Annotated in this window: 17 protein-coding genes, 1 tRNA gene and 2 pseudogenes; 14 read left to right on the forward strand and 6 right to left on the reverse strand. The window is 65.1% G+C overall.

Features of this window, described 5'->3' with window-relative positions; translation table 11 throughout:
- Positions 1–333 precede the first annotated feature (333 nt).
- The 5 genes from CI805_RS10025 (at position 334) to CI805_RS10045 (ending at position 5,564) form a co-directional block, all read left to right on the forward strand.
- Complete coding sequence (locus tag CI805_RS10025) at positions 334–1,803, forward strand: TonB-dependent receptor domain-containing protein (protein WP_260922877.1); 1,470 nt, start codon at positions 334–336, stop codon at positions 1,801–1,803.
- A gap of 89 nt (positions 1,804–1,892) precedes the next feature.
- Positions 1,893–2,720, forward strand: coding sequence for a sulfite exporter TauE/SafE family protein (locus CI805_RS10030; RefSeq protein ID WP_409934951.1), 828 nt, complete (start codon positions 1,893–1,895; stop codon positions 2,718–2,720).
- Between the two features lie 145 nt (positions 2,721–2,865).
- Positions 2,866–3,987, forward strand: coding sequence for a pyridoxal phosphate-dependent aminotransferase (locus CI805_RS10035; protein WP_260922893.1), 1,122 nt, complete (start codon positions 2,866–2,868; stop codon positions 3,985–3,987).
- Between the two features lie 133 nt (positions 3,988–4,120).
- The gene (locus CI805_RS10040; RefSeq protein WP_260922896.1) at positions 4,121–4,711 is read left to right on the forward strand and encodes a TetR/AcrR family transcriptional regulator; all 591 of its coding nucleotides are present in this window, start codon (positions 4,121–4,123) and stop codon (positions 4,709–4,711) included.
- A gap of 112 nt (positions 4,712–4,823) precedes the next feature.
- Positions 4,824–5,564 carry a siderophore-interacting protein gene (locus CI805_RS10045; protein ID WP_260922900.1) on the forward strand — a complete coding sequence of 247 codons (741 nt, stop codon included), beginning with the start codon at positions 4,824–4,826 and terminating at the stop codon, positions 5,562–5,564.
- Between the two features lie 79 nt (positions 5,565–5,643).
- On the opposite strand, the gene CI805_RS10050 is transcribed toward CI805_RS10045, so the two are convergent.
- From CI805_RS10050 to CI805_RS10060, 3 genes and pseudogenes are all read right to left on the reverse strand, one after another.
- Positions 5,644–7,173: an efflux transporter outer membrane subunit gene (locus CI805_RS10050; protein ID WP_260922909.1), complete on the reverse strand. Its 1,530-nt coding sequence runs from the start codon at positions 7,171–7,173 to the stop codon at positions 5,644–5,646.
- A pseudogene (locus tag CI805_RS10055) lies at positions 7,173–8,779 on the reverse strand (MDR family MFS transporter). The gene CI805_RS10050 and the pseudogene CI805_RS10055 overlap by 1 nt, the downstream one beginning before the upstream one ends.
- A gap of 2 nt (positions 8,780–8,781) precedes the next feature.
- A complete protein-coding gene (locus CI805_RS10060) occupies positions 8,782–9,954 on the reverse strand; it encodes an HlyD family secretion protein (RefSeq protein ID WP_260922912.1) in 1,173 nt (390 codons plus the stop codon).
- A 434-nt stretch (positions 9,955–10,388) separates the two neighbouring features.
- On the opposite strand from CI805_RS10060, the gene CI805_RS10065 reads away from it, so the two are divergent.
- On the forward strand, positions 10,389–11,537 hold the full coding sequence (locus CI805_RS10065) for a diguanylate cyclase (protein WP_260922915.1): 1,149 nt from the start codon (positions 10,389–10,391) through the stop codon (positions 11,535–11,537).
- Positions 11,538–11,560: 23 nt separating this feature from the next.
- Here the strand turns inward: CI805_RS10065 and recG are convergent, their stop codons facing one another.
- Positions 11,561–13,618 (reverse strand): ATP-dependent DNA helicase RecG, encoded by a 2,058-nt coding sequence (recG, locus tag CI805_RS10070; protein ID WP_260922918.1) that lies wholly within the window; start codon positions 13,616–13,618, stop codon positions 11,561–11,563.
- Positions 13,619–13,727: 109 nt separating this feature from the next.
- Here recG and CI805_RS10075 point away from each other — a divergent pair, with 109 nt between their 5' ends.
- The 4 genes and pseudogenes from CI805_RS10075 to CI805_RS10090 all read left to right on the forward strand — a co-directional run bounded on the left by CI805_RS10075 (position 13,728) and on the right by CI805_RS10090 (position 18,564).
- Complete coding sequence (locus tag CI805_RS10075) at positions 13,728–14,150, forward strand: host attachment protein (RefSeq protein WP_260922922.1); 423 nt, start codon at positions 13,728–13,730, stop codon at positions 14,148–14,150.
- A gap of 157 nt (positions 14,151–14,307) precedes the next feature.
- On the forward strand, positions 14,308–14,577 hold the full coding sequence (locus CI805_RS10080; RefSeq protein ID WP_260922933.1) for a succinate dehydrogenase assembly factor 2: 270 nt from the start codon (positions 14,308–14,310) through the stop codon (positions 14,575–14,577).
- Positions 14,578–14,602: 25 nt separating this feature from the next.
- Positions 14,603–18,084 (forward strand): annotated as a pseudogene (gene mfd, locus CI805_RS10085) (transcription-repair coupling factor).
- A gap of 45 nt (positions 18,085–18,129) precedes the next feature.
- Positions 18,130–18,564, forward strand: coding sequence for a hypothetical protein (locus tag CI805_RS10090; RefSeq protein WP_260922935.1), 435 nt, complete (start codon positions 18,130–18,132; stop codon positions 18,562–18,564).
- Positions 18,565–18,571: 7 nt separating this feature from the next.
- Here CI805_RS10090 and CI805_RS10095 read toward each other — a convergent pair whose 3' ends face one another.
- Positions 18,572–19,897: a bifunctional diguanylate cyclase/phosphodiesterase gene (locus CI805_RS10095; protein WP_260922937.1), complete on the reverse strand. Its 1,326-nt coding sequence runs from the start codon at positions 19,895–19,897 to the stop codon at positions 18,572–18,574.
- Between the two features lie 140 nt (positions 19,898–20,037).
- Between CI805_RS10095 and CI805_RS10100 the strand changes: the two genes are divergently transcribed.
- From CI805_RS10100 to CI805_RS10115, 4 genes are all read left to right on the forward strand, one after another.
- Positions 20,038–20,841: an NAD kinase gene (locus CI805_RS10100; RefSeq protein ID WP_260922940.1), complete on the forward strand. Its 804-nt coding sequence runs from the start codon at positions 20,038–20,040 to the stop codon at positions 20,839–20,841.
- 85 nt (positions 20,842–20,926) lie between these two features.
- Positions 20,927–21,001, forward strand: a tRNA-Asn gene (locus tag CI805_RS10105).
- Between the two features lie 494 nt (positions 21,002–21,495).
- On the forward strand, positions 21,496–21,705 hold the full coding sequence (locus tag CI805_RS10110; protein ID WP_260922943.1) for a hypothetical protein: 210 nt from the start codon (positions 21,496–21,498) through the stop codon (positions 21,703–21,705).
- Positions 21,706–21,854: 149 nt separating this feature from the next.
- Complete coding sequence (locus CI805_RS10115) at positions 21,855–21,989, forward strand: hypothetical protein (RefSeq protein ID WP_260922946.1); 135 nt, start codon at positions 21,855–21,857, stop codon at positions 21,987–21,989.
- A 95-nt stretch (positions 21,990–22,084) separates the two neighbouring features.
- Here the strand turns inward: CI805_RS10115 and CI805_RS10120 are convergent, their stop codons facing one another.
- Positions 22,085–22,672, reverse strand: a complete 588-nt coding sequence (locus CI805_RS10120) for an outer membrane protein (protein WP_260922949.1) — start codon at positions 22,670–22,672, stop codon at positions 22,085–22,087.
- Between the last annotated feature and the right edge of the window lie 243 nt (positions 22,673–22,915).

Raw genomic sequence — 22,915 nt, forward strand, 5'->3', positions numbered from 1 at the left:
TACGCCGGGACTGTTCGCGGCGCAGTCGCTCGGCTCGGACGCGCTGCGCCGCACGTTCCTGCGCGCCTCCACCGGCAGGGTCGGTCCTTTCTCGGCCTATATCAGCCGGACCCGGCTCGACAGCGATCTGTGGCGTGGTGCCGGATCGATCGATCGTACCCATTGGGAAGGCCAGCTTCACGCCCGGATCGATGCCCATTCATGGCTGCGGCTGAAGTTCGTCGCCAACGATTTCGACGATACCGACAGCCCCTCGCTCACCAAGGCGCAGTACGACAGCACGACGCCCGATCTCGGCGGCAAGACCGGGCGCGACCGGGCTATGTCGGCACGGTGCTCGACCTGCCAGAGACCGTGGCGGGCGTGCCGTACTCCAATCCCGACTATACCTACTACGCAGGCCTTGCGAAGAACGCGCGCAGCGACCGCCTCTATGGCGCGACGCTGCATCTCGAACCCGCATCCGGCAGCACGCTGGAACTGACCAGCTACCGCGAGAACAAGAGCGGCCATGGCGTTTCGCCGGACAGCTATGCGAACTCGCTGATCTATTACACCGAGCAGGCCGAAGCCGGGCTCGCCGTCACAGCACCGCGCGGCGTGCAGTACGGCTATTCGGGGCTTACCGGGCATCGCCAGGGCGCCGTGCTCAGCGCCTCGCAGGAAATCGGCGATCACCGGATCGATGCCGGAGCCTGGATCGAGAGCGACCGCTATCACCGCACGCAGTACCGGCTCAATCTGGAAGATGGCGCTCCGGACGGCGCGGTGCTTGCCGATGAAGTCGTCTATTATCGCCGCAATTACCGCTCGCACCGTGACACGCTGCAATACTGGCTGCGGGATCGCTGGACGCCGGGTCAGGGACGGCTGACCATTGAGGCGGGGATCAAGGGGCTCGACATGCGCTATGGTCTGACCGGCTATCGCGATTTCGATGACTATGCGCATGCCGACGGGTCGCCGGGATGGGGACCGCAGAGCGGCAAGGCGCACTGGTCGGACGGTTTTCTGCCGAGCCTTGGCGCGCTGTACCGCCTCGATGGCGAGCGCACGCAGGTCTTTGCCAGCTACGCGCAGAACATGGCGATGCCCAAGGGCATGGACACGATTGCCTCGACCGCGTTCGCTTCGACATCGGCCTTTGCCCCGATACCTAAGGCTGAGCGGGCGCAGAATTTCGAGGTCGGAATCCGTACCAAACAGCCGTGTTTCTATGCCGTGGCGACGCTCTATCACACCTACTTCAGCAATCTCATCAGCGCCCTCAGCGTAACCGCCCCCGGCGATGCGAGTGAGGTGGAAACCTACTATGTCAACGTCGGCGCGGTAGAAGCGCATGGGGCCGAAGCCTCGGCCACGGTCAAGCCCGCGTTTTTGGGCGACAAGGCCTATTTCACCGGCACGCTGACCTATTCCGATGCCACGTTCCTGGACGACCTGCCTGCCACCACCGTCTCTGCGGCGACGGCGATCCGGGGCAAACGTCTGCCCGACAGCGCGCGCTGGATTGTCTCGGGCAGCGCCACGGTGGAGCCCACACGCTGGTCGCTGCTGGGGGTGAGTGCCCGCTACACCGGCAAGCGCTTTGCCGACTATGCCAACACGCAATCGGTCGGCGGCCAGCTGGTCGTCGATGCCTATGCCGAGCTGGGGCATCCCGCAGGCTCGGCCCGCTCAAGGACATGCGCCTGCGCCTCAACGTCGACAATGTGTTCGACCGCGATGCGCTGTCCTTCATCAATCCCACCGTGTCCGGAGAGGCCACCTATCGGCCGATGTCTCCGCGCACGGTGCAACTGACGCTTTCAGGGGAGTTCTGATCCAATGCCTGTGACGAAGTCGGTATCCTGTGTTTTCGATGCACTCCCTGTCAGGAGTGCGCAGGCATGATGGAGCTTGTTTCCCAGTGGGGCATGCCGGTGCTGATGCTGCTGGCGGCAGGTGTCGCAGCCGGTTTCGTGGCGGGCCTGTTCGGTATCGGCGGCGGCTTCGTGGTCGTCCCCGTGCTGTTCGTGATGCTGCCGCTGCTGGGCGCGGCGAAGTCCGAGATCGCGCATGTCGCGATCGGCACCTCGCTGGCCACGATCATCATTTCCGCCCTGCGCGCCACCCATGCGCAGGCCAAGCGCGGCGCGGTCGATTTCGAGATGCTCAAGACCTGGGCGCCGTGGATCGTGATCGGTGACGGCGTGGGCGTGTGGCTCGCCTCGCGCGTGTCGAGCAACGGTCTGGCGATGATCTTCGGTGTCGGTGTCGCGCTGATGGCAGTCCACTTCCTGCATCCCGTGCTGCGCGAGAAGCGCGTGTCCGACACGCTGCCGGTGGGCTATGCCCGCGTCGGCATCGCCGGTGGCCTTGGCGCCTTCTCCTCGTTGCTGGGCATCGGTGGCGGCACCATCGCGATCATCGTGCAGACGCTGTGCGGCCGCGACATCCACCGTTCGATCGCGACCGCCTCGGGCATTGGCGTCATCATCGCCATTCCCGGCACCATCGGCTTCATGATCATCGGTCTTGGCTCGCAAGGGCTGCCGGTGGGCTCGATCGGCTATATCAACCTGCTGTCGGTCGTTGCCATCTCGGCGACCTCGATCATCTCGGCGCCCTGGGGCGTGGCCGCAGCGCACAAGATCCCCAAGCACATCCTGACGCCGGTCTTCGGGCTCTACCTGCTGTTCGTCGCCTTCACGATGATCCGCCACGGGCTCGGCTACTGATCGCCTGACCGTTCCCCCGCCCTGCCGCCTCCCCCCAGCGAGCGGCAGGGCAAAGTCCGGTCCGGCGGCGTTCATGCCCGCCGGACCGGCATTGCATAAGAGGCCAGACACCCGACATGCCCCCTTCTCCCTTTCCCGGCGCTCCTTGCTCGGCACAGCCGGAGCAGGCGGCGCACTGGCCCTGACTGGCACGAATCCGGCGCTTGCGGCAGCAGTGGAGCAAGGCACGGCAGCTTATGGTGTCGATGTCGCCGATGTGTTCGGCCCGCCACCGGGAGTCGCCCAACTCAGCCGGAACGAGAACCCCTTCGGCCCTGCGCCATCCGCGCTGCAGGCGGTCGCACGCTATTCGGCGCAAGGCGCCTATTACGCGGACCGCGCGGTGCGCAAGCTGATCGCCATGATCGCCGAGCGCCATGGTCTCGAATCCGATCGTGTGGTGCTCTCCTCCGGCTCGACCGAAGTGCTCAAGTGTGTCGCGCTGGGCCTCGGTCGCAAGGGCACGATCCTGTGCCCCGAGCTGTTCTGGGACACCACCGTCCACTATGCCGAGGCCAAGGGCGTCAAGGTGAAGCGTGTGCCGCTCGCCAGCGACATGAGCATCGACCTTGCCGCGATGAAGGCCGCGATCACGCCCGATGTCAGCCTGATCCATATCTGCAATCCCAACAATCCGACCGGCATGTCGCTGGATGGCGAGGCTCTGCGCGCCTTCATTCGCAGCGTCGATCCGCGCGTCACCGTGCTGGTGGATGAGGCCTACATGGAACTGACCGCGCGGCCCGACTACACCACGGTCGTGCCGCTGTTGAAGGAACGCGCCAATCTGGTGATCTGTCGCACGTTCTCGAAGATCTACGGCATGGCAGGGCTTCGTCTGGGCTATGCGATGACCTCGCCCGACATCGCCGAGACGCTGCGCGGCTATCTGATGAGCTTCGGCGGCAATCTGGCGGGCCTTGCCGCCGGGATCGCCTCGTACCACGACGAGCCTTTCCTCAAGGCCTCCAAGGCTTTCATCCTGGAATCGCGCGCCTCGATCATGGAGGTGGTGAAGTCCTGCGGTCTTGCCACCTGTGCGTCGGATACGAACTTCGTCTACGTGAAAGTACCCGATGCCGATGCACTCTACCAGAAGATGGTCGAGGCGCAGGTCGATATCCGGCCCGCCTATGGCAGATGGACCCAGTGGTCGCGCGTCAGCACCGGCCGGGCCGAGGACATCGGCCGCTACGCCGCCGTGCTGCGCGCCTACGTCGGCGCCTGACCCCTCTTTGCGAGTTGATCGCAATGCCCTGCGGATAACACTGACTACAGGCTTGGCTTTGGCACGCCCCGCACTACTCTGATACCGGTTGCGACAAATATTATGTCGCGTCTTTTCAAACGAGAGAATCCCGGTGCCCAGACTGACCCGTAGCGAAAGCCAGGCCATCACCCGCGTCAAGCTGCTGCAGGCGGCGCGCGAACTGTTCCGGCGCGACGGCTATGCGATCACCTCGGTCGATCGGATCGCCGCCCATGCCGGGTTCAGCAAGGGTGCGGTCTACTCCAACTTTCCGACCAAGGATGCGATCTTTCTCGAAGTGCTCGAAGGAATCGGCACCGACGGCATGGAAGCGCTGATGTCCTCGCTCAAGGCCGACCCTTCGCGCGAGGCGGTGATCGCCACGCTGTGCAATTGGGCGAATTATTGTTCGGGGTCGGGAAGCTGGGTGCTGACGATCCTCGAACACGTCCGCAGCACGACGCCGGACTCGCCCGCGCTCGTCCGGCAGCGCGACATTCTGACGGCCAACTGGCGCCAGCTCGCGGGATGGCTGAAGGAACGCTTTCCCGAAATAGACCTGCCCGAGCTGACGCTCGGCGCGTTGCTGTTCGAGATCGCCTATGCGCCTGCGCTGACTTTCGTGAAGGAGCCCACCACAGGCGAGCTCATGCGCGTCGTGCTGGAACGCGTGCTGCCGGCAAAAGTACCGGCTATAACTTGAGAATAGGTCTCATTAGTTTATCTGAGATATATCTTTAGACTTGAAATCGGTCATACCCGGCAGTATCTGCGTGTTCGACACAAGCACTCGGAAAAACAGCAGGAAGACAGGCATGACCCACACGCTCGAACGCGTCCGCCACGAACTCAAGCGCCGCGCGGTCACCGTCCGCTCGGTCGAGCAGGTCACGCCTGCGATGGTCCGCATCACGCTGGAAGGCGAAGACCTTGCCGATTTCGTCAGCCTGGGTGCAGACGATCACATCAAGGTCTTCGTCCCCGGCTCGGGCGAGATGCGGGACTATACCCCGCGCCGCTACGACAATGCCGATCGCTCGCTGGTCATCGATTTTGCCATGCATGGTGGGCAGGATCACGCCGGTCCCGCCACCGCATGGGCGCGCGATGCCAGGCCGGGCGACGAAATCCGCATCGGCGGCCCCAAGGGCTCGATGGTCGTCTCGCCGACCTTCGACTGGTATCTGCTGATCGGCGACGAGACCGCCCTTCCCGCCATCGGCCGCCGCCTTGAGGAACTTCCCGCAGGCGCCAAGGTCATCACCGTCGCCGCCGTCACCGGCCCCGAGGAAGAGCAGACCTTCACCACCGCCGCCGATCACACCGCGATCTGGATCCACCGTCCCGAAAGCGCCAACGACGATCCGGCCCCGGTGATGGCCGTGCTCGAAACGCTGAGCGTTCCCGAAGGCGACGGCTTCGTGTGGATCGGCACCGAGGCCCGCGTGATGCGCGCTGCCAAAGCCCATGTCATCGACACGATGAAGCACAACACCAGCTGGCTCAAGGCTTCGGGCTACTGGATCAAGGGTCAGGCCGACTCCAGCGAGAAGTGATCGCGCAGAGCCTTTGAAGCCTCACGAAAAAAGGGCGCGGCCTTGCGCGCGCGCCCTTTTTTGCATTCGGAACCATCTGTTACTGCGCGGGAGCCGCCTGCGGCTTTGCCTGCGTTTGGGCCGGATCGCTCCAGCCAAGGCCCAGTGCCTTCTGCACCGCGATATAGTCGATCGTCAGCTGCGCGCGCGTCTGCGCCACGCTGATCTGCGCGGAAAGCTGCTGGCGTTCGATGTCGAGTTGGTCGATCAGCGTGCTGGTGCCCGCGCGATAGCGCTGCCCGTTGAGCGAGGCGGCATTGTCCGCGCTCTGCTCGGAACGGACGAGGCCCGCCAGCTGGCGACGGGTCGAGCCGAACCGGGCCAGACTGTCCTCGGCATCCTGCAGGGCTTCGAGCACCTTCTGGCGATACTGCGCAGTGGCCTGATCGCGCTGCGCTTCCGACTGGCGGATCGCCGCCGCGTTGCGCCCGAAGTCAAGAAACGACCAGTTGATCATCGGGGCCAGCAGTGTGACGAGATTGTCGGGATCGACGACGTCGCCGGGCTTGGTGCCACCCATGCCAAGGATACCGTAGAAGCTGACGCCGGGCAGCGCCTTGGCCTTGTTCACGCCGATCTGCGCAGTGCTCGCCGCCAGCGCCCGCTCGGCCGAGCGGATGTCCGGACGATGGGCTATCAGCGCGGCAGGATCGCCGATTGGCACCGAGGCCGGCGGCAGCGGCACGGGGGCCTCGGTCGCAAGCGCTGCATCGAGCGCGCCGGGGACGCGCCCCGTCAGCACCGCCAGTGCATCCTTGTACATCGCGATCTGCGCATCGAGCGGCACGATCTGCGCGTTGGTATTCTCCAACTGCACCTGCAGCCGCTCGACATCGAGCTTCGAGGCCGTACCGGCGGCATAGCGCTGCTTTGTCAGGTCCAGCGACTGTGCCTGCAACCGGGCGGAATCGCGGTTGAGCTTCGCGCGGTTTTCAACATCGCGAAGGTTCACATAAGTCTGCGCGACCTGTGCGGTCAGCGAAACCTGCGCGTCGGCAAGGTCGGCATAGCGCTCCTCCACCGTCGCGCGGGCGGCTTCCACGCCGCGCCGCTTGCCGCCGAACAGGTCCGGCTCCCACGAAGCAGTCGCGCCGACGTTGTAGAAGTCCACCGCGCCCCGATCGCTGCCCGAACTACCGCTTCCCGAACCCGAACTGTCGTCCGACGAACTGCCCAGCAGCGAACTGGCGCTGTTGGGCAGAATCGCGTGAAGGTACGAGCCGCTGGCGCTGACGCTGGGTAGGAGGTTCGCCTTGCCCTGATCGAGCTTGCCGCGCGCCTCGGCAATCCGCGCCTGTGCCAGATCGATCGAGGGGCTGTTCTTCAGCGCATCGTCGACCAGCGCGTTCAGCGTCGGATCGTTCAGCGTCTCCCACCAGCGGGCAAGGCCCGGCGCGGTGGAGATCGCCGGATCGTCGGCGCGCACGAAGGCGCCCCGCGCGGCCGCGGCCGAGGCGACCTTGGGCGGCCCGGCATAGTTCGGGCCGACGGTGCAGCCCGAGGCGAGCAGCGTGCCTGCCAGAAGTGTCCCGGCCATCAGCGGTGCGGAGAGAGGAGAAGTTTTACGCATCAGTGCATCGCCGCCTTGGGGGCGTCCTTGGCCAGAGGTCTCAACAGCAGGATCAGCGGCATGACGCCCATCGTCACGGCGCTCATCGCGAAGAAAATATCGTTGTAGGTCATCGTCAGCGCCTGCTGCTGGATCTGGTTGCCGATCATGCGGATCGCGCCCATGTCTCCGCCGTAACTTTGCGAGAGGGTGTGGACGTAGTCCTGCACGGCGGTCGTGTTGGCGTTCAGCGTTTCTTCCAGACGGCGCGAGTGGAACCACATGCGGTCCTGCTGGAGGATCGAGATGCCCGCCAGCACGAAGCTGCCGCCAAGGTTGCGCGCGGCGTTGAACAGGCCCGAGGCATCGCCTGCGTCTTCCGGCGGGACCGACTGCACGCAGGCCTGGCTGAGGAACAGCATGCCCAGAATCGTGCCGACCCCGCGCATCAGCTGCGAATCGATGAAATCGCCGCCGACCGATTCGATGGTGAGGTTCGTCTCCATCCACGCCGAAAGCGCCAGCGTCGCCATGCCGAAGCCCACCGCGAGGCGGATGTCGATCACCCGCACGAGGCGCGGCAGGAACGGCATCAGCATGATCGAGGGAATGCCCGAAAGCATCACGATCTGGCCCGATTGCAGCGCGTTGTAGTCCGCGATCGAGGAAAGGAACTGCGGGATCGCATAGGACGTGCCGTAAAGCACCATGCCCAGCGCCATCGCCATCACGATGATCGAGGCGAACTGCCGGTTGAGCAGCAGCCGCAGCTTGATGACCGGGCGTCTGGCGAACCATTGCCCCAGAAACAGCAGAATGAACCCGAAGACTGAAATGCCCGCCATCCAGCGGATCATCTCGGAGGAAAACCACTCCTCGCGCGCGCCTTCCTCAAGGAATACCGTCAGCCCGCCCATGCCGAGCGTCAGCCCGGCGATGCCCAGCCAGTCCGCCTCGCCGATCAGGTGCAGGTTGCTCTTCTGCGCAGGCAGACCGATCAGCAGCAGCGTGATGAGCACGGCGGATACCGGCACGTTGAGGAAGAAGGCATAGTGCCACGAGATGTTCTCGGTCAGCCAGCCGCCCACCACCGGGCCGACGATCGGCCCGAGAATGGCAACGACGCCGAACACCGAGGTGCCGATCGGCTGCTGATGGCGCGGCAGGCGCTGGGCGATGATCGTCTGCGCGGTGGGGATCAGCGCACCGCCGGTGATGCCCTGCCCACGCGCCCCACGATCATCATGCCCAGCGTCGTCGAGATGCCGCACATCACCGAGAACAGCGTGAAGATCGTCGTCGCGATCAGCAGGAAGGTGCGCAGGCCAAGCAATCGCTCCAACCAGGCGGAAAGCGGGATGATGACGATCTCGGCAACGAGATAGGCGGTGGAGACCCAGGCCCCTTCCGTGCCGCTGGCGCCGATCGCGCCCTGGATCTCGGGCAGTGAGGAGTTGACGATCGAGATGTCGAGCGTCGCCATCAGCGCGCCCAGCGTACCGGCGATCACCGCCAGCCATGCGGTCAGGTCGGCGTTCTGCGGCTTGCCGGTAGTGGCGGGAGGCGCACTGCGCCCGCCGCCCCCACCAGAGCTTCCACCCTTGCCGTTGATTGCGGCGCTGGCCACGCTCAGTGCTTCCCGTCCTCGAACTGCTTCTGCTGCTGGCGGATGCGGTCGAGATCACCCTTGGCGCCGCGCGTATCCACCGTCACCGTCACCGAGAGGCCCGGCACCAGCAGCTTGGCGGCAGAGGGCGTCGCATCGATGGCGATACGCACCGGCACGCGCTGGACGATCTTGGTGAAATTGCCGGTCGCGTTCTGCGGCGGCAGGATCGAGAACTGCGCGCCCGTACCTGGCGAGACGCTCTCGACATGGCCGTCCACCTCAAGACCGTCGAGCGCGTCGACCGAGATCTTCGCAGGCTGACCGGGGCGCATCAGGGCCAGCTGCGTTTCCTTGAAGTTCGCCACGATATAGAGCTGGTGGACCGGCACCACCGACATCAGGCGCGTGCCCGGCTGGACGTACTGCCCCACCTGCACGGTGCGATCACCCACCCGGCCATCGAACGGCGCGGTCAACAGCGTGGCGTCGAGGTTCACCTTCACCGAGGCGAGCTGGGCCTTGCCGGCATCGGCCTGCGCATCGGCCTGCTTGATCTGGGCCTGCAGCGAGGCAATCCGGCGCTTCTGCGCTTCCAGTGCCGCGCTCTGCTGGCAGACCTGATCGGCGGACTGCGCGGCAGCGAGCTTCAACTGCGCCAGCTGCTGGCGGGTTTCGGCACCGCTGGCAACGAGCGGCGTGTAGCGCGCCACTTCACCTGCATCGTGCGCGGCTTGCGCGCGAGCCGCGGCGAGCTGGGCCGCAGCCTGCGCAATCGCGGCGTCCTGCTCACGGATCGAGGCCTTGACGTTCTCCACGCTGGCATCGGCCTGCGCGATAGACGCCTGCGCCTGTGCGGCCTGCGCCTGATAGTCGCGCGCATCGATCCGGGCCAGCGGCTGGCCCTTCTTCACGTCCTGATTGTCCGCCACCAGCAGCTGCGAGACATAGCCGTTGACGCGTGGCGAGATCGCCACGCCATCGGCATCGATCTGCGCATCGTTGGTGGAGGCCATGTACTGGCCATAGGTCTGGTAGCGGATGAACCACACCAGCGCGGCGACCACGGCCACCACCAGCAGCACCAGCAGGATAACCTTGGCGCGAGGGCTCATGCGCTTCTTGGGCGCAGCGGGCTGGTCAGCGGCTTGCGTCTGCTGCGGTTCGTTGTCCATCGACTGGGTTTCGTCTGTCATGACGGCTGGAAATCGTCCCTGTTGTTACCGCGCGGAAGGCAGCCTTGGCATATGCTGGACGACGTAAGTCACATCTCCCGCCAAAGTTGCATTTGTCTCCTGCAATCCCCTCCAGAGTAGCGCGCTATTGCATTGCAGCAACAGGTAATTCGCCGGAGCAGGTCGGATCGCGAGACCCGCATGCTCCCGTAGATCGGGTTCATGACGGTAATGTGCCGGAAAACCGCTATTTACGTGCATTTCCAACCAACCCGAATATTCGTGAGTATCCGAAGACCGGCCTGCCCTGCAAAGGAGCAGCAGCAGCGATAATTAACGTCGCGTCAAGGATATTGCCCTAGCAGAAATCCATAGGGGACGGAGCGGGACAGTTGATCAGCGACAGACAGCCGAACAGCGGGGCGAACAGGAGGCGCAAGTGGCCCTCCCGTCGCATGGTGGTCTTCATTATCGCCATCCTGATCATGGGTATCCTGCTGCTTGGTTCTTCCGTCGTGGCCTGGCAGGCACATCGCCGTCAGGTCCAACTGACCGGGATGTACGATGACACCCTGAGCGTGCTGGTCGCCAACAACCATGTCCGGATCGGTGCGCTCAACGCGCTGCGGGGCGAGCGCGGCTATCTCCTGACCAACGACGAGGGCTATCTCGAACCTTATAAACGCGGTCGCGAAGAGATGTTCAAGGCGCTCGACAAGCTCGATGCGCTGTCCACCCAGACGCCGGAACAGCGCCGCATCGTCGCGGCCCTGCGTCGACAGACGGCGGCCTATCTCAGGCATATCGATACGGTCGACACGCTCAACCGGACCGGGCAGCACGATGCCGCCATGGCCGAAGTCATGACCGGCCATTCGCGCGTTGCCATCGAGGGGATGGACCGGCTGCTTGATGCGATCTCGACGCGGGAGAAAGCCCGGCTCGACGATTTCTGCACCCGCTCGCAGCAGGCCTATACCCTCACCATCGTCTTCGCAGGCCTCGTTGCCCTGACGGGTTTCGGATTGCTGGTGATGGCCGCGATCAGCCTCTTTGCCCTTAACCGCTCGCTCGAACGCGAAAAGAGCTACCGCCGCGAATTGCAGAAGCTGGCCTTGACCGACGAACTGACCGCCCTCGCCAACCGCCGCGCGTTCCTGACCGAACTCGACCGGGCCGCAGCCTCCGCCCGGCGTTCGAGCGCACCGCTGGCCGTGGCGATCTTCGATATCGATCACTTCAAACGCATCAACGACGAATATGGACACCTGTGCGGCGACGAGGCTTTGCGCGAAGTCGCGCGGCGGGCCTCTGCCTGCATGCGTGGCGGCGATCTTGTCGCCCGCATCGGCGGCGAGGAATTCGCGGTATTGCTTCCCGCCACCTCGACCGAGGCTGCGCTGGTCGCCTGCGAAAGGCTTCGCAAGGCCATGACCGAGCATCCGGTGCCGCTCGGCAACGGCACGCAAGTGCGCCTGACAATCAGCACCGGCCTTGCCGAGATGCGCGGCGAAGATAGCGCCGAACAGACCATCGCACGGGCCGATGCTGCGCTCTATGCGGCCAAGCAGGACGGTCGCGACATGGTTCGCCGCGCCGCCTGAGCTGGCTCGGCTGTCTGACGAACTCAGCCGCCGCGCAGCAGTTGCACGCCCCAGTCGCGCTCGAACAGGTAGAGCAGCACCCTCGCCGCCTCACCGCGCGGACCTGACAGGCCGCCGTCGCGTTCGATCAGCAGCCGTGCATCGTCGTGCGCCATCGGCAGATACTTGGTGATCTGCTCCAGACTGGCGATGCGGAACGGGGTATCGCCCGACTGCTTCGTGCCCAGCAGTTCCCCGCCGCCGCGCAGCTTCAGGTCTTCCTCGGCCAGCCGGAAGCCGTCCTGCGTCTCGCGCATCAGCGCAAGGCGCTGCTTGGCGGTTTCGCTCAAGGCCCCGCCGCGCAACAGGAGGCAAACCGATTTCTCGCTGCCGCGGCCGACACGCCCGCGCAGCTGGTGCAGCTGGGCAAGGCCGAAGCGCTCGGCCTGCTCGATCACCATCAGCGTCGAGTTGGGCACATCGACACCGACCTCGATCACCGTGGTCGCGACCAGCAACTTCGCTTCCCCGCGCGAGAAGCGCTCCATCGCCGCATCCTTCGCCTCGGGCCGCATCTGGCCATGAACGAGCACCACGTCGTCGCCGAACAATTCCTTCAGCACCGCGAAGCGCGCTTCGGCGGCCGCAAGATCGTCGTTCTCGCTCTCGTTGACCATCGGGCAGACCCAGTAGGCCTGCCCGCCCCCCTCAAGATGCCGCGACAGCGCGCTCACCACATCGGCGATACGGTCCACCGAGACGACGCGGGTATCGATCGCCTGCCGTCCCGGCGGCAGTTCGTCGAGCTTGGAGACTTCCATCTCGCCATATTGCGCCAGTGTCAGCGTGCGCGGGATCGGCGTCGCGGTCATCGCCAGGGTATGCGGCGTGCGCTTGCCCTTGCGCGCCAACATCAGCCGCTGGCCGACACCAAAGCGATGCTGCTCGTCGATCACCACCAGCGCCAGATCGCGATAGGCGACCGCATCCTGAAAGATCGCATGGGTGCCGACCACGATATCGATCGAGCCATCGAGCAGGCCCATGAGCACGGATTCACGCGCCTTGCCCTTGTCGCGCCCGGTCAGCAGCGCGATCTCGACGCCGGTTCCCTGCGCCATGCGCACCAGCGTTTCGTGGTGCTGGCGCGCGAGAATCTCGGTCGGCGCCAGCAGCGCGCCTTGCCGTCCGGCCTCGACGGCGATCAGCAGCGAGGACAGCGCGACCACCGTCTTGCCCGAGCCGACATCGCCCTGCAGCAGTCGCAGCATCGGCGCCGCCTGCGCCATGTCGCCCTCGATCTCGGCAATCGAGCGGACCTGCGCGCCGGTCAGCGAGAACGGCAGCCGCAGCTTGGCACGAAGCGAGCCGTCGCCGGTCAGCGGCGTGCCCTTCTGGCGGCGGTTGCTTTCGCGCACCAGCATCAGCGCCAATGCATTGGCGAGCAGTTCGTCATAGGCCAGCCGGTCGCGCGCGGGCGCATTCGGCCCCTGATGCGCGGCGGGCAACGCCTCGATCCACGCGGGCCAATCAGTCTTGGCAAGCAGGCTCGGCTCGATCCATTCGTCCAGCCTGGGCAGCACTTTCAGCGACTGGCGCACCATGCTGCCGACACGCCCCTGCGTCAGCCCTTCGGACAGCGGATAGATCGGCTCGCACACCTGCCCCATTGGCACCGCGCCCGCTTCCGAGACATGCTCGGGATGGACCATCTGCAGCATCTGCCCGTACTGGTCGAGCTTTCCCGCCACCCAGCGCGTCTCACCCACCGGCAGCTGCTTCTTGGCGGTGTACGACGATCGCCCGAAATAGGTGAGCGTGCAGATATTGCCCTTGACGTCCTCGGCGATCACGCGAAACGGCCCACGCCCGCTCGGCGCGCGGTGTTCGCGCACGGTCAGCGCGACGATCACGTTCTCGCCCACGCCCGCCTCGTCGAGATCGGCCACGGCGCGGCGCTCCACGAAGCGGTCGGGCAAGTGGTACGCCAGATCGCGCAGCCGGGTCAGCCCCAGCTTGTCGAGCGGCTTCTTGAGCTTGGGGCCGACACCGTCGAGCGTCTCGACTTCGGCGAACAGGGGATTGAGCGCATCGGGTCTCATGATGTCCGACCCTTTAGCCCGAGAGACGAACGTTTCGCCAGCCCGCGCGGAACGCAAAGCGCCCTTCTCCGTTGGAAACATTCGAACACTCACCGAAATGGAGACGCCCATGCTTCTGCCGAACGGCACCGTGCTCGCCATCGTCGATGGCTCCCACTTCGAGCTGTACCGCAATACCGGGATCGAGGCCGAGCCGATGCTCACCGCGATCACCACGCCCGAACTGGCGGCGACCAACTTCTCCGCCGGGCACCGCCGCAGCGACGAGCCGCGCCGTCATCAGGTGCGAACGGGCGATGGCAGCAACGATTCCTTCGACGAAAGCGCCCATGTCGCCGCCGTCACCGGCTGGCTCAACCGACAGGTGATGGAGCACGAGATCGACCAGCTGGTGGTTGTCGCCGATCCGCGCTCGCTGGGCGAAATGCGCCGCCACTATCACAAGTCGCTGAAAGGCGCGCTGGTCGCCGAAGTGCCCAAGACGATGACCGGGCGCCCGCCCGCCGAGATCGTGCGCGTGCTCCACGCCTGATATACCCCTGACGGCCGACGAACAGATCGGCCGCAGAGTCAGGGGCTGGCCTTCCAGACTCCGGGGCCAGCCCCTGACCTCTTCGCCTCTGAACGAGCGCTCCATCCCTAAACCTGCTGCCTTGCCCTCCCCCACGCGCGGGAGTATCGGCGCTGACATGACCGAACTTTCTCCCCGCTTCGCCCGTATCAAGTTCCGCGCCTGGCACCGCGGCACGCGCGAGGCCGACTATATGATCGGCTGCTATTTCGACCGCTTCCATGCCGACTGGACCGAGGCCGAGACGACCCTGTTCGAAGAGCTGATCGAGGAAGAAGATGTCGAGATCATGGCCTGGGCGCTGGGCACCGAACAGGTCCCCGAAAAGTACCGAGGCCCGATGATGGCGCGCATGCAGGTGATCGACTACGTCACCATTCCGCGCTGATCCATTTTCGCCTATTTCCAGAGCCATGACCGACTTCCAGCGCATCCTCTCGGCCAAGACGCCGCTCACGCTTTCCTCGGTGACGCGCGGCAGTCAGCCGCTGGTCATGGCCGATCTTGCCCGCGCCGCAGCCACCAGGGGCGCGCGCGCGGTGTTCGTGGCGGACAACGAGGCGACGATGGCGGCGGTGGCCAACGCCGCGCGCTTCTTTGCGCCCGAACTGGACGTGCTGGAATTTCCCGCGTGGGACTGCCTGCCCTACGACCGTGCCAGCCCGGCGCTGTCGGTCAGCGCGCGCAGGCTGGCCGCGCTCCATGCGCTGCAATTGAAGCGGGACGGCGCCCAGCTGCTCGTCACCACGTCGAACGCGCTGCTCCAGCGGGTACTCACGCCGTTTCGCATCCGCGAGTCCGTGCGCCTGCTCAAGCCCGGCATGGAAGTGGGGCACGAAAGCCTGATCGCGCTGCTGCGCCGTCAGGGCTACCAGCGCAGCGACACCGCCATCGACGCGGGCGAGTTCGCGGTACGCGGCGCGATCTTCGATATCGTCCCTCGGGCTTCGATGGACACGGGTTGCGCCTCGACTTCTTCGGGGACGAGCTGGAAACGGTGCGCCGCTTCGATACCGGCACGCAGCGCTCGGTCGGCTCGGTCGACCAGCACCTGCTGCTGCCCGCCAGCGAGGCGCTGCTCGACGAGGACAGCGTCAAGCGCTTCCGCAGCCGCTATCGCGAGATGTTCGGCGCCAATGCCACTGCCGATCCGCTCTATCAGGCGGTCAGCGACGGGCGGCGTCTGGCGGGCATGGAGCACTGGCTGCCGCTGTTCGAGGACCGCCTCGTCACCCTGCTCGATCACCTGTCGGACGACGACGTGCTGGTGATGGACAGCGCCGCGATGGGCGCCGCCGAAGAACGCCTGAAGGACATTGCCGACTATCACAAGGCGCGCCTCGACACCTCGGGCCAGAAGGCGGGCAGCTATCGCCCGCTGAAGACCGACGCGCTCTATCTCGCCCAAAGCGAATACGAGCAGGCGGTCAGCGACAGCCCGATCCATCGCGCCGATCCCTTCGCCCAGCCCGAGAGCGCCAAGGTGCTCGACTTCGGTTTCGGCAATGCCCGCGACTTCACGCCCGAACGTGCGCGCGGTGACAACGCCTATGAGGCGGCGGCGAAGCACTTGCAGGCCGTCGCGAAATCGGGCCGCAAGGCGATCCTTGCCGCCTATTCCCCCGGCAGTCGCGCGCGTCTGGTCTCGATCCTGGGCGAGGCGCTGGCGCCCGAGCCGCGCGTTGCGGAAACGTGGCAGGAAGCGCTGGGCCTTGCCGTGCAGGGCCGCTCCGCCGCGCTGGTGCTGCCGCTGGAAACCGGCTTTTCCAACGAGGTGATGGAAGTTGTCACCGAGCAGGACATTCTCGGTGATCGCCTTGTCCGCCGGAAGAAAAAGAAGAAGGATTCCGACGCCTTCCTCGCCGAACTGGCGGCGCTGACGCCCGGCGACCTGATCGTCCACATGGACCACGGCATCGGCCGGTACGAAGGGCTCCAGTCGATCCCGGTCGGCAAGGCCCCGCACGACTGCGTGATGCTGACTTATGCGGGCGGCGACAAGCTCTATATCCCGGTCGAGAACCTCGACGTGCTCTCGCGCTACGGCAGCGAGGCCGAAGGCGTCGCGCTCGACAAGCTGGGCGGCGAGGCCTGGCAGAAGCGCCGCGCACGTCTGAAGGAGCGCATCCGCGAGATCGCGGGCGAGTTGATGAAGACCGCCGCCGCGCGTGCGCTGCGCGTTGCCCCGGCGCTCGAACCCGACCCTTCCGCCTTCCCGCAGTTCGTCGACCGTTTCCCCTGGCAGGAAACCGAGGATCAGGAACACGCCATCGAGGACGTGCTGGGCGACCTGTCGTCCGGTCGCCCGATGGACCGTCTGGTCTGCGGCGATGTCGGCTTCGGCAAGACCGAAGTCGCGCTGCGCGCCGCGTTCGTGGCGGCCATGGCCGGCCAGCAGGTGGCGGTGGTGGCGCCGACCACCCTGCTCGCGCGCCAGCACTATGCCGGGTTCGCCGAGCGCTTCGGCGGCTTCCCGCTCAATGTCGGGCGCCTCTCGCGCCTGGTGCCCGAAAAGGAAGCGCGCACCACCCGTGAAGGCCTCGCCTCGGGTACTGTCGACGTGGTCTGCGGCACCCACGCGATCCTCTCGAAGACGGTGAACTTCAAGCGCCTCGGCCTCGTCATCGTCGATGAGGAACAGCGCTTCGGCGTGAACCACAAGGAGAAGCTCAAGCAGCTTCGCGCCGACGTGCATGTGCTGACGCTCACCGCCACGCCGATCCCACGCACCTTGCAGATGGCGATGTCGGGCCTGCGCGAACTCTCCACCATCCAGACCCCGCCGGTCGACCGTCTTGCGGTGCGTACCTACGTGATGGAATGGGACGAAATGGTGATGCGCGAAGCCCTGCTGCGCGAACACCATCGCGGCGGCCAGAGCTTCATCGTCGTGCCGCGCATTTCCGACATGGCGGAGATCGAGGACTGGCTCCACGCCCATGTCCCCGAGGTGAAGTACATTTCCGCCCACGGCCAGATGTCTGCTGGCGAAGTGGAAGAGCGCATGAGCGCGTTCTACGAGGGCAAGTACGAGGTGCTGCTCTCCACCACCATCGTCGAGAGCGGGATCGACATTCCGCGCGCGAACACGATCATCATCCACCGCGCCGACCGTTTCGGCCTCGCCCAGCTTTACCAGTTGCGCGGGCGCGTCGGTCGCTCGAAGCTGCGCGCCTATGCGTACCTGACGACCCCTGCGGGCCGTGCGCTGTCCGAAGTTGCCGAAAAGCGCCTGAAGGTGCTGGGCGATCTCGACAGTCTGGGCGCCGGCTTCCAGTTGGCCAGCCACGATCTCGACATTCGCGGTGCGGGCAACCTGCTGGGCGACGAGCAGTCCGGCCATATCCGCGAGGTCGGCTTCGAACTCTACCAGTCGATGCTGGAGGACGCGATCCTCGCCGCCAAGGCGGGCGGTGTCGGGCTGGAGAAGGACACCTCCGGGCTCAGTCCGCAGATCACGGTCGAAGCGCCGATCATGATCCCCGAGGACTACGTGCCCGATCTCGCCGTCCGCATGGCGCTCTATCGCCGCCTCAACGATGCCGACAGCAAGGACGAGATCGAGTCCCTCTCGGCCGAGATGATCGACCGCTTCGGCCCGCTGCCGCAGCCGACCGCCAACCTCGTCCAGCTTATCCAGATCAAGCGGCAGGCGATCGAGGCGCATATCGCCAAGATCGACGTCGGGCCGCGCGGCACGCTGGTCAGCTTCCACAACGACAGCTTCCCGAACCCGGCGGGCCTCATCGCCTATGCCGCGCGACTGGAAGGCACGGTGAAGCTGCGGCCCGATAACAAGCTGGTGCTCCAGCGCGCCTGGGGCGATCCGAAAAGCCGCCTCAACGGCCTGCTGCAACTGACCAAGGGGCTCTCGGCCATCGCCCGCAAAGGCTGATTGCCGACCAAGACCTGAACCCGACAACCGACGCCGGAAACCGCCATGCCCTGCCTTTCGATCACTCGCCTGAAACTGCGCCACTGGTGGAGCGTACCCGGCTATCTGAAAGCCACCGGCACCGCCTCGAAAGCACTTCAGGCAACGCCCGGCTATATCGACGGCTATCTCGGCTTCAGTTCGGGGCAGGTTTACTGGACGGTCTCGCTGTGGACCTCGCGCAAGGTGATGGAGAAGTACCACGCCAGCGAGGCCGCGCAGGTGACGCTGGCGCGCCTGCCGAAGTGGTGCGGCGAACTGTCGGTAGCGGCGCTCGATATGCCGATAAGCGAAGCGCCCGAGCCTGCCGAGATCGCGCGCCTGCTGGACAAGCATGGCAAGATCGAAAGCGTGGTGCGGCCCACCGACGCGCAAGCCCGCAGTATCGTCTGGCCCGACCGCCGCGTGCCGCAGATGGGCATGCGGATCAGGCCGATTTAAGGCGAACTCAGGACGCGCGCGCGAGCTTGGCGAACATCGCCGCGCTCATCGGCTGGGCGCGCAGGAAGCCCTGATAGAAATCGCACTTCTCGCGCGCCACGGCAGCGCGCTGGGCCTCTTCCTCGATCCCCTCGGCGATCACCTGAAGATCGAGCGCGCGGGCTACACCGACGATGGCGCGCAGCACGGCCACGTCGCGCTTGTCGGTGGTGACACCCTCGATCATCGAGCGGTCGAGCTTGAGGTAGTGGATCGGCAGGACCTTCAGATAGCGGAAGTTGCAGAACCCCGCGCCGAAATCGTCAAGCGCGATGCGGATACCCTGCGAGGAGAACTCCGCCATCGTCTGCGCCGCCATGCTGACGTCCTTGATCAGTGCCTGCTCGGTGATCTCCAGCGTCAGGCGGCGCGGCGGAAACCCGCTCTCGCGGATCAGGTCGAGCATCTGCCGGGTATAGCTGGCATAGGCGAGATCGGCGGGCGTCACATTGATCGAAAGGCGTAGGTCGCTGGGCCAGTTGCTGGCGATCGCCATCGCCTTGCGGGCGATATGCTGCGACAGCGGGGCGATGTGATCGGCCCGCTCGGCCAGCGCGAACAGCGCACCAGCCCCGATGCGGCCCAGCGTCGGGTGGTTCCAGCGCGCGAGCGCCTCGGCCCCGGTCAGCCGGTCATCGGTGAGGCTGAACTGCGGCTGGAACAGGATCTCGATCTCGTCACGGTCGATGGCGCCGAGCAGGTCGGCCTCAAGCTGCGCGGCACTGCGTCCCGGCAACGAGACCTCGCCCTCGGCCCAGGCGATGCGCGCGGCGGGGCTTTCGTTGATATCCGCCAGCGTCTGGCCGAGCCGGTCGAGCATGGAATCGACGCTCTCTCCGGTCAGCGCGCGGATCAGGGCGACGCGCGGCGACAGGCGCACGATACCCGAGGGCACCGCAATCGGCCTTGCCACGTCCTCTGCCAACTGGTCCGCCACCAGATACCAGCGCTCGCGGCTGCAGGCCTCGTTCGCGACCAGCAGGAAGCTGCCGCCCGCCGCCCGCGCGACCATCCACGGCCCGTCCAGTTCCTCGGAAGCATAGTGCGAAATGCGGCCTGCGATTTCCTCCAGCAGACCATCGCCTGCCTCAGCCCCGTAAGCGATATTGATCGCATCGAGGCGGCGCAGGCTGAGCAGCATGGCATGGACATGCGCATCGGGCGGCAGCATCGCCTCGTTCGCCTTCCAGCTCTCGATCCGCTCGCGCACGGACTCCACCGCCGGAACCCCGGTCAGCCGGGTTTCAAGGGTTCGGGCGAGATTGGACGACGGCGACGGCGAAGGTGAACTCATGGGAGGTGGTCATACCGCCAAAACCCTTGCCAAACACTTCAAAATTCGACAGCCCTGCCCCGGTTCGGGACGTTCCCGCAGCTCTCCCGGCAGGGAGAATCTTGACAAGTCCGAAGGGACATTTGCCGATGGCGGCGGATATGCACAAAGAGCTGAAACTGGCGCTGGTCGCCTCCGAAACACCCAAGGCGCAGGACGGCCTTTCCGGCCTGCTGGCCGCGCATCCCTGGGTGTCGCAGGAGGAGGCCGATGTCGTGGTCGTGCTCGGCGGAGACGGCTTTTTGCTGCAGGTGCTGCACGAGATGATGGCGCGCGACCGGGTGAAGCCGGTCTATGGCCTGAACCTTGGCACCATCGGCTTCCTGATGAACGCGCTGCCGGAAGACGAGCCGATCGCCAAGCGCATTGCCGAGGCTCATGCGGTCGAAGTGCGCCCGCTGGAGATGCGCGCGGTGACGCAGGACGGGCGCCAGTTCGTCTATCACGCCATCAACGAAGTCTCGCTGCTGCGCGAGACGCGCCAGACCGCCAAGCTGGAAGTGCGCATCAACGGGCGTGTCCGCATGGAGGAACTGGCGGGCGACGGCGTGCTGGTGGCAACCTCGGTCGGCTCGACCGCCTATAACCTCTCGGCCAACGGACCGATCCTGCCGCTGGGCGCCCGGATGCTTGCCCTCACCCCGATCAGCCCGTTCCGTCCGCGCCGCTGGAAAGGCGCGATCATTCCCGAAAGCGCCGTCGTCGAGTTCCGCGTGCGCGAGCCCGGCAAGCGCCCGGTTGCCGCCGTCGCCGACCAGCGCGAAGTGCGCGACATCGCCGAGGTGCATATCTCCATCGCCCGCGAGCGCACGCTCACGCTGATGTTCGATCCCGGCCACACGCTGGAGGAGCGCATATTTGCCGAGCAATTCCAGACAGGTGAGCCTGTGGAAAAGTTTTCATGACATTTTCGAGAGGAAGTTGTTGCCAAGCCCGCTGAGCCTGTTATAGGCGCACACCTGCCCGGCGGTGGTGACACTGACAGGCTGCTCCCCGATAGCTCAGCGGTAGAGCATTCGACTGTTAATCGAATGGCCGTAGGTTCGAATCCTACTCGGGGAGCCAACATCCTTCCTCTGGAAAGGATGACGCAAAAGCGGCCTTCGGGCCGCTTTTTTCGTTTCTGCTCGAGGCGCATGAGCCGTTTCCTATCCCTCCCCTCACCCGCGCACGGTTCGCTGGGACGCGCAACCATAGATGCAATTCTTGCAATTGCGTAAAATTCACCTCTCTGCAATTGGACCTTCACGCTGCAATGCAGCAATTTGAAGACAGAGGGAAACATGACCGCCTCCGCCCGCAAGCTCTACGATCTGGACGCCACCTTCACGGCGGCTCCGACCCGGCAATTGTGCGCAACGATCGTCTGGCAGACAAGGCCGGGCGGCTGTTCGCAGGGCTGATGAAGGCGATCGCCAATACGGCGGACGAACCTTTCCTCTGATCCCAAGCGTCTTTTGCTAGGACACGAACAGGGCGGCCTCAGGGTCGCCTTTTCGTTTGAGGATGGCATGCCTGCGCGAGCCTGCGGACTTTCACGGCACAGAGCATAAAATCCGATGAACTATTTCGCCCACGCCCTTGCCGCACTGATCTTCCAGATCCTGATAGGCAGGACCACGGGGCGGTGGTGGACAGGCGCGGCGATCGCCTGCGCCTATTTCATCAGCCGCGAGCTGACGCAGGCCGAATATCGCTGGATCGAGCATTTCGGCCACGGATTGCGCGCGAACATGCCCTGGTGGGGCGCGCTGGACCTGCGGGTCTAGACCACCTGGGACCAGTGGATCGACTGGATCGGCCCCATCGTGGCGACCTGCTCACTGGCCACGATCATGACGCGTCGCAGATAAAAAAGGCCCGCGATTCATAAACCCCAATTATCGAATATGCCTGTCTCCGCTCAAAGGAGGGCAGAATGGCCAATTCAAAAGTTGAAAATCGACTTGAGGCGTTGGAATATGAAGTGAAGGAGCTTCGTTCACAAATGAACGAACTACTTCAGGCGGCAGGAAAACCCGCACGCAATCAGCGAAAACCGCCAGTTGGATAAAAAAAACGCGGCCGGATCGCTCCGGCCGCGCCATTCCCGCGATCGATCCGGTGCCACTCGGTGAAGGGATGCCGGATCGCTCATGGTTCCACAGGTCAGAAGTGGAAGATCACACCCGCCATCGGACGCAGGCTGTCGAAGTCGTAAGTATCGACCTCGAAGCGCAGGCGAACGCCGGCATTGCCGGTGATCCCGCCAAGACCGATGTCCTTGGGGCCGACTTCCGCGCCGACGCCATAGATCCAGTCGCTCTTGTCGCCATAGCCATGGCTGGCCTTGCCGTTGACCCACTCGTAACCGGCAGTGGCATAGACCATGCCGCTATCACCGGCTCGCGCGCCGACACGGCCCTTGACGCCGTATTCCCAGCTGATGTCGCCAAAGCCCTTGGCCGCGTTACCTTCAACGCCCACGAAGGCCGGGCCGATGGGCACGTTCACACCGGCCACGCCCTGGATCAGCGCGCCGTCCATCTTGCCGCCATTGGCCGAACCGAACTCGCTGGACTTGTCGTAGCTGTCGTAGCCACCCATCACGCCGACATAGGGCTCGATACCGAAGGCCTTGGAACCATCGGGTGCCTTTGCTTCGGTGCTGGTGTCAGTGCCCGATGCGTCCTGCGCATAGCTGGCGACCGGGGCGGCAGCGGCAATGGCCACTGCAAGAAGGGCAATCTTTTTCATAGTCTCGACTCCTCGGGACGAAACAGCCGGTGTTCAGGCCGGACAATCTCGCTTCCGTTTCCATTCGAGCGGCTTGAGAGGCCCCTTGCGACCAGCTGAAGGCGCCTTACCGAAGTGAGGAAACCCATCGGGAAAAGCGCGATATCCGCGCTCCCGTATGCTCTCGCTACCAATTCGTGAACCGAACCGTACCGACGGTGCAGAATGGGCTTTTTTGCGATCCACCTGAAAGGCCGCAACCCT

Source organism: Novosphingobium sp. 9 (assembly GCF_025340265.1).
Taxonomy (GTDB): domain Bacteria; phylum Pseudomonadota; class Alphaproteobacteria; order Sphingomonadales; family Sphingomonadaceae; genus Novosphingobium.

Excerpts from the sequence above, each read along its gene's own strand:
- CI805_RS10095 (WP_260922937.1), bottom strand. The coding sequence starts at position 19,897 with ATGAGTTCACCTTCGCCGTCGCCGTCGTCCAATCTCGCCCGAACCCTT.
- CI805_RS10075 (WP_260922922.1), top strand. The coding sequence starts at position 13,728 with ATGCTTCTGCCGAACGGCACCGTGCTCGCCATCGTCGATGGCTCCCAC.
- CI805_RS10060 (WP_260922912.1), bottom strand. The coding sequence starts at position 9,954 with ATGACAGACGAAACCCAGTCGATGGACAACGAACCGCAGCAGACGCAA.
- CI805_RS10030 (WP_409934951.1), top strand. The coding sequence starts at position 1,893 with ATGGAGCTTGTTTCCCAGTGGGGCATGCCGGTGCTGATGCTGCTGGCG.
- CI805_RS10050 (WP_260922909.1), bottom strand. The coding sequence starts at position 7,173 with ATGCGTAAAACTTCTCCTCTCTCCGCACCGCTGATGGCCGGGACACTT.
- CI805_RS10110 (WP_260922943.1), top strand. The coding sequence starts at position 21,496 with ATGAACTATTTCGCCCACGCCCTTGCCGCACTGATCTTCCAGATCCTG.
- CI805_RS10115 (WP_260922946.1), top strand. The coding sequence starts at position 21,855 with ATGGCCAATTCAAAAGTTGAAAATCGACTTGAGGCGTTGGAATATGAA.
- recG (WP_260922918.1), bottom strand. The coding sequence starts at position 13,618 with ATGAGACCCGATGCGCTCAATCCCCTGTTCGCCGAAGTCGAGACGCTC.
- CI805_RS10045 (WP_260922900.1), top strand. The coding sequence starts at position 4,824 with ATGACCCACACGCTCGAACGCGTCCGCCACGAACTCAAGCGCCGCGCG.
- CI805_RS10120 (WP_260922949.1), bottom strand. The coding sequence starts at position 22,672 with ATGAAAAAGATTGCCCTTCTTGCAGTGGCCATTGCCGCTGCCGCCCCG.
- CI805_RS10090 (WP_260922935.1), top strand. The coding sequence starts at position 18,130 with ATGCCCTGCCTTTCGATCACTCGCCTGAAACTGCGCCACTGGTGGAGC.
- CI805_RS10065 (WP_260922915.1), top strand. The coding sequence starts at position 10,389 with ATGGTGGTCTTCATTATCGCCATCCTGATCATGGGTATCCTGCTGCTT.
- CI805_RS10080 (WP_260922933.1), top strand. The coding sequence starts at position 14,308 with ATGACCGAACTTTCTCCCCGCTTCGCCCGTATCAAGTTCCGCGCCTGG.
- CI805_RS10100 (WP_260922940.1), top strand. The coding sequence starts at position 20,038 with ATGCACAAAGAGCTGAAACTGGCGCTGGTCGCCTCCGAAACACCCAAG.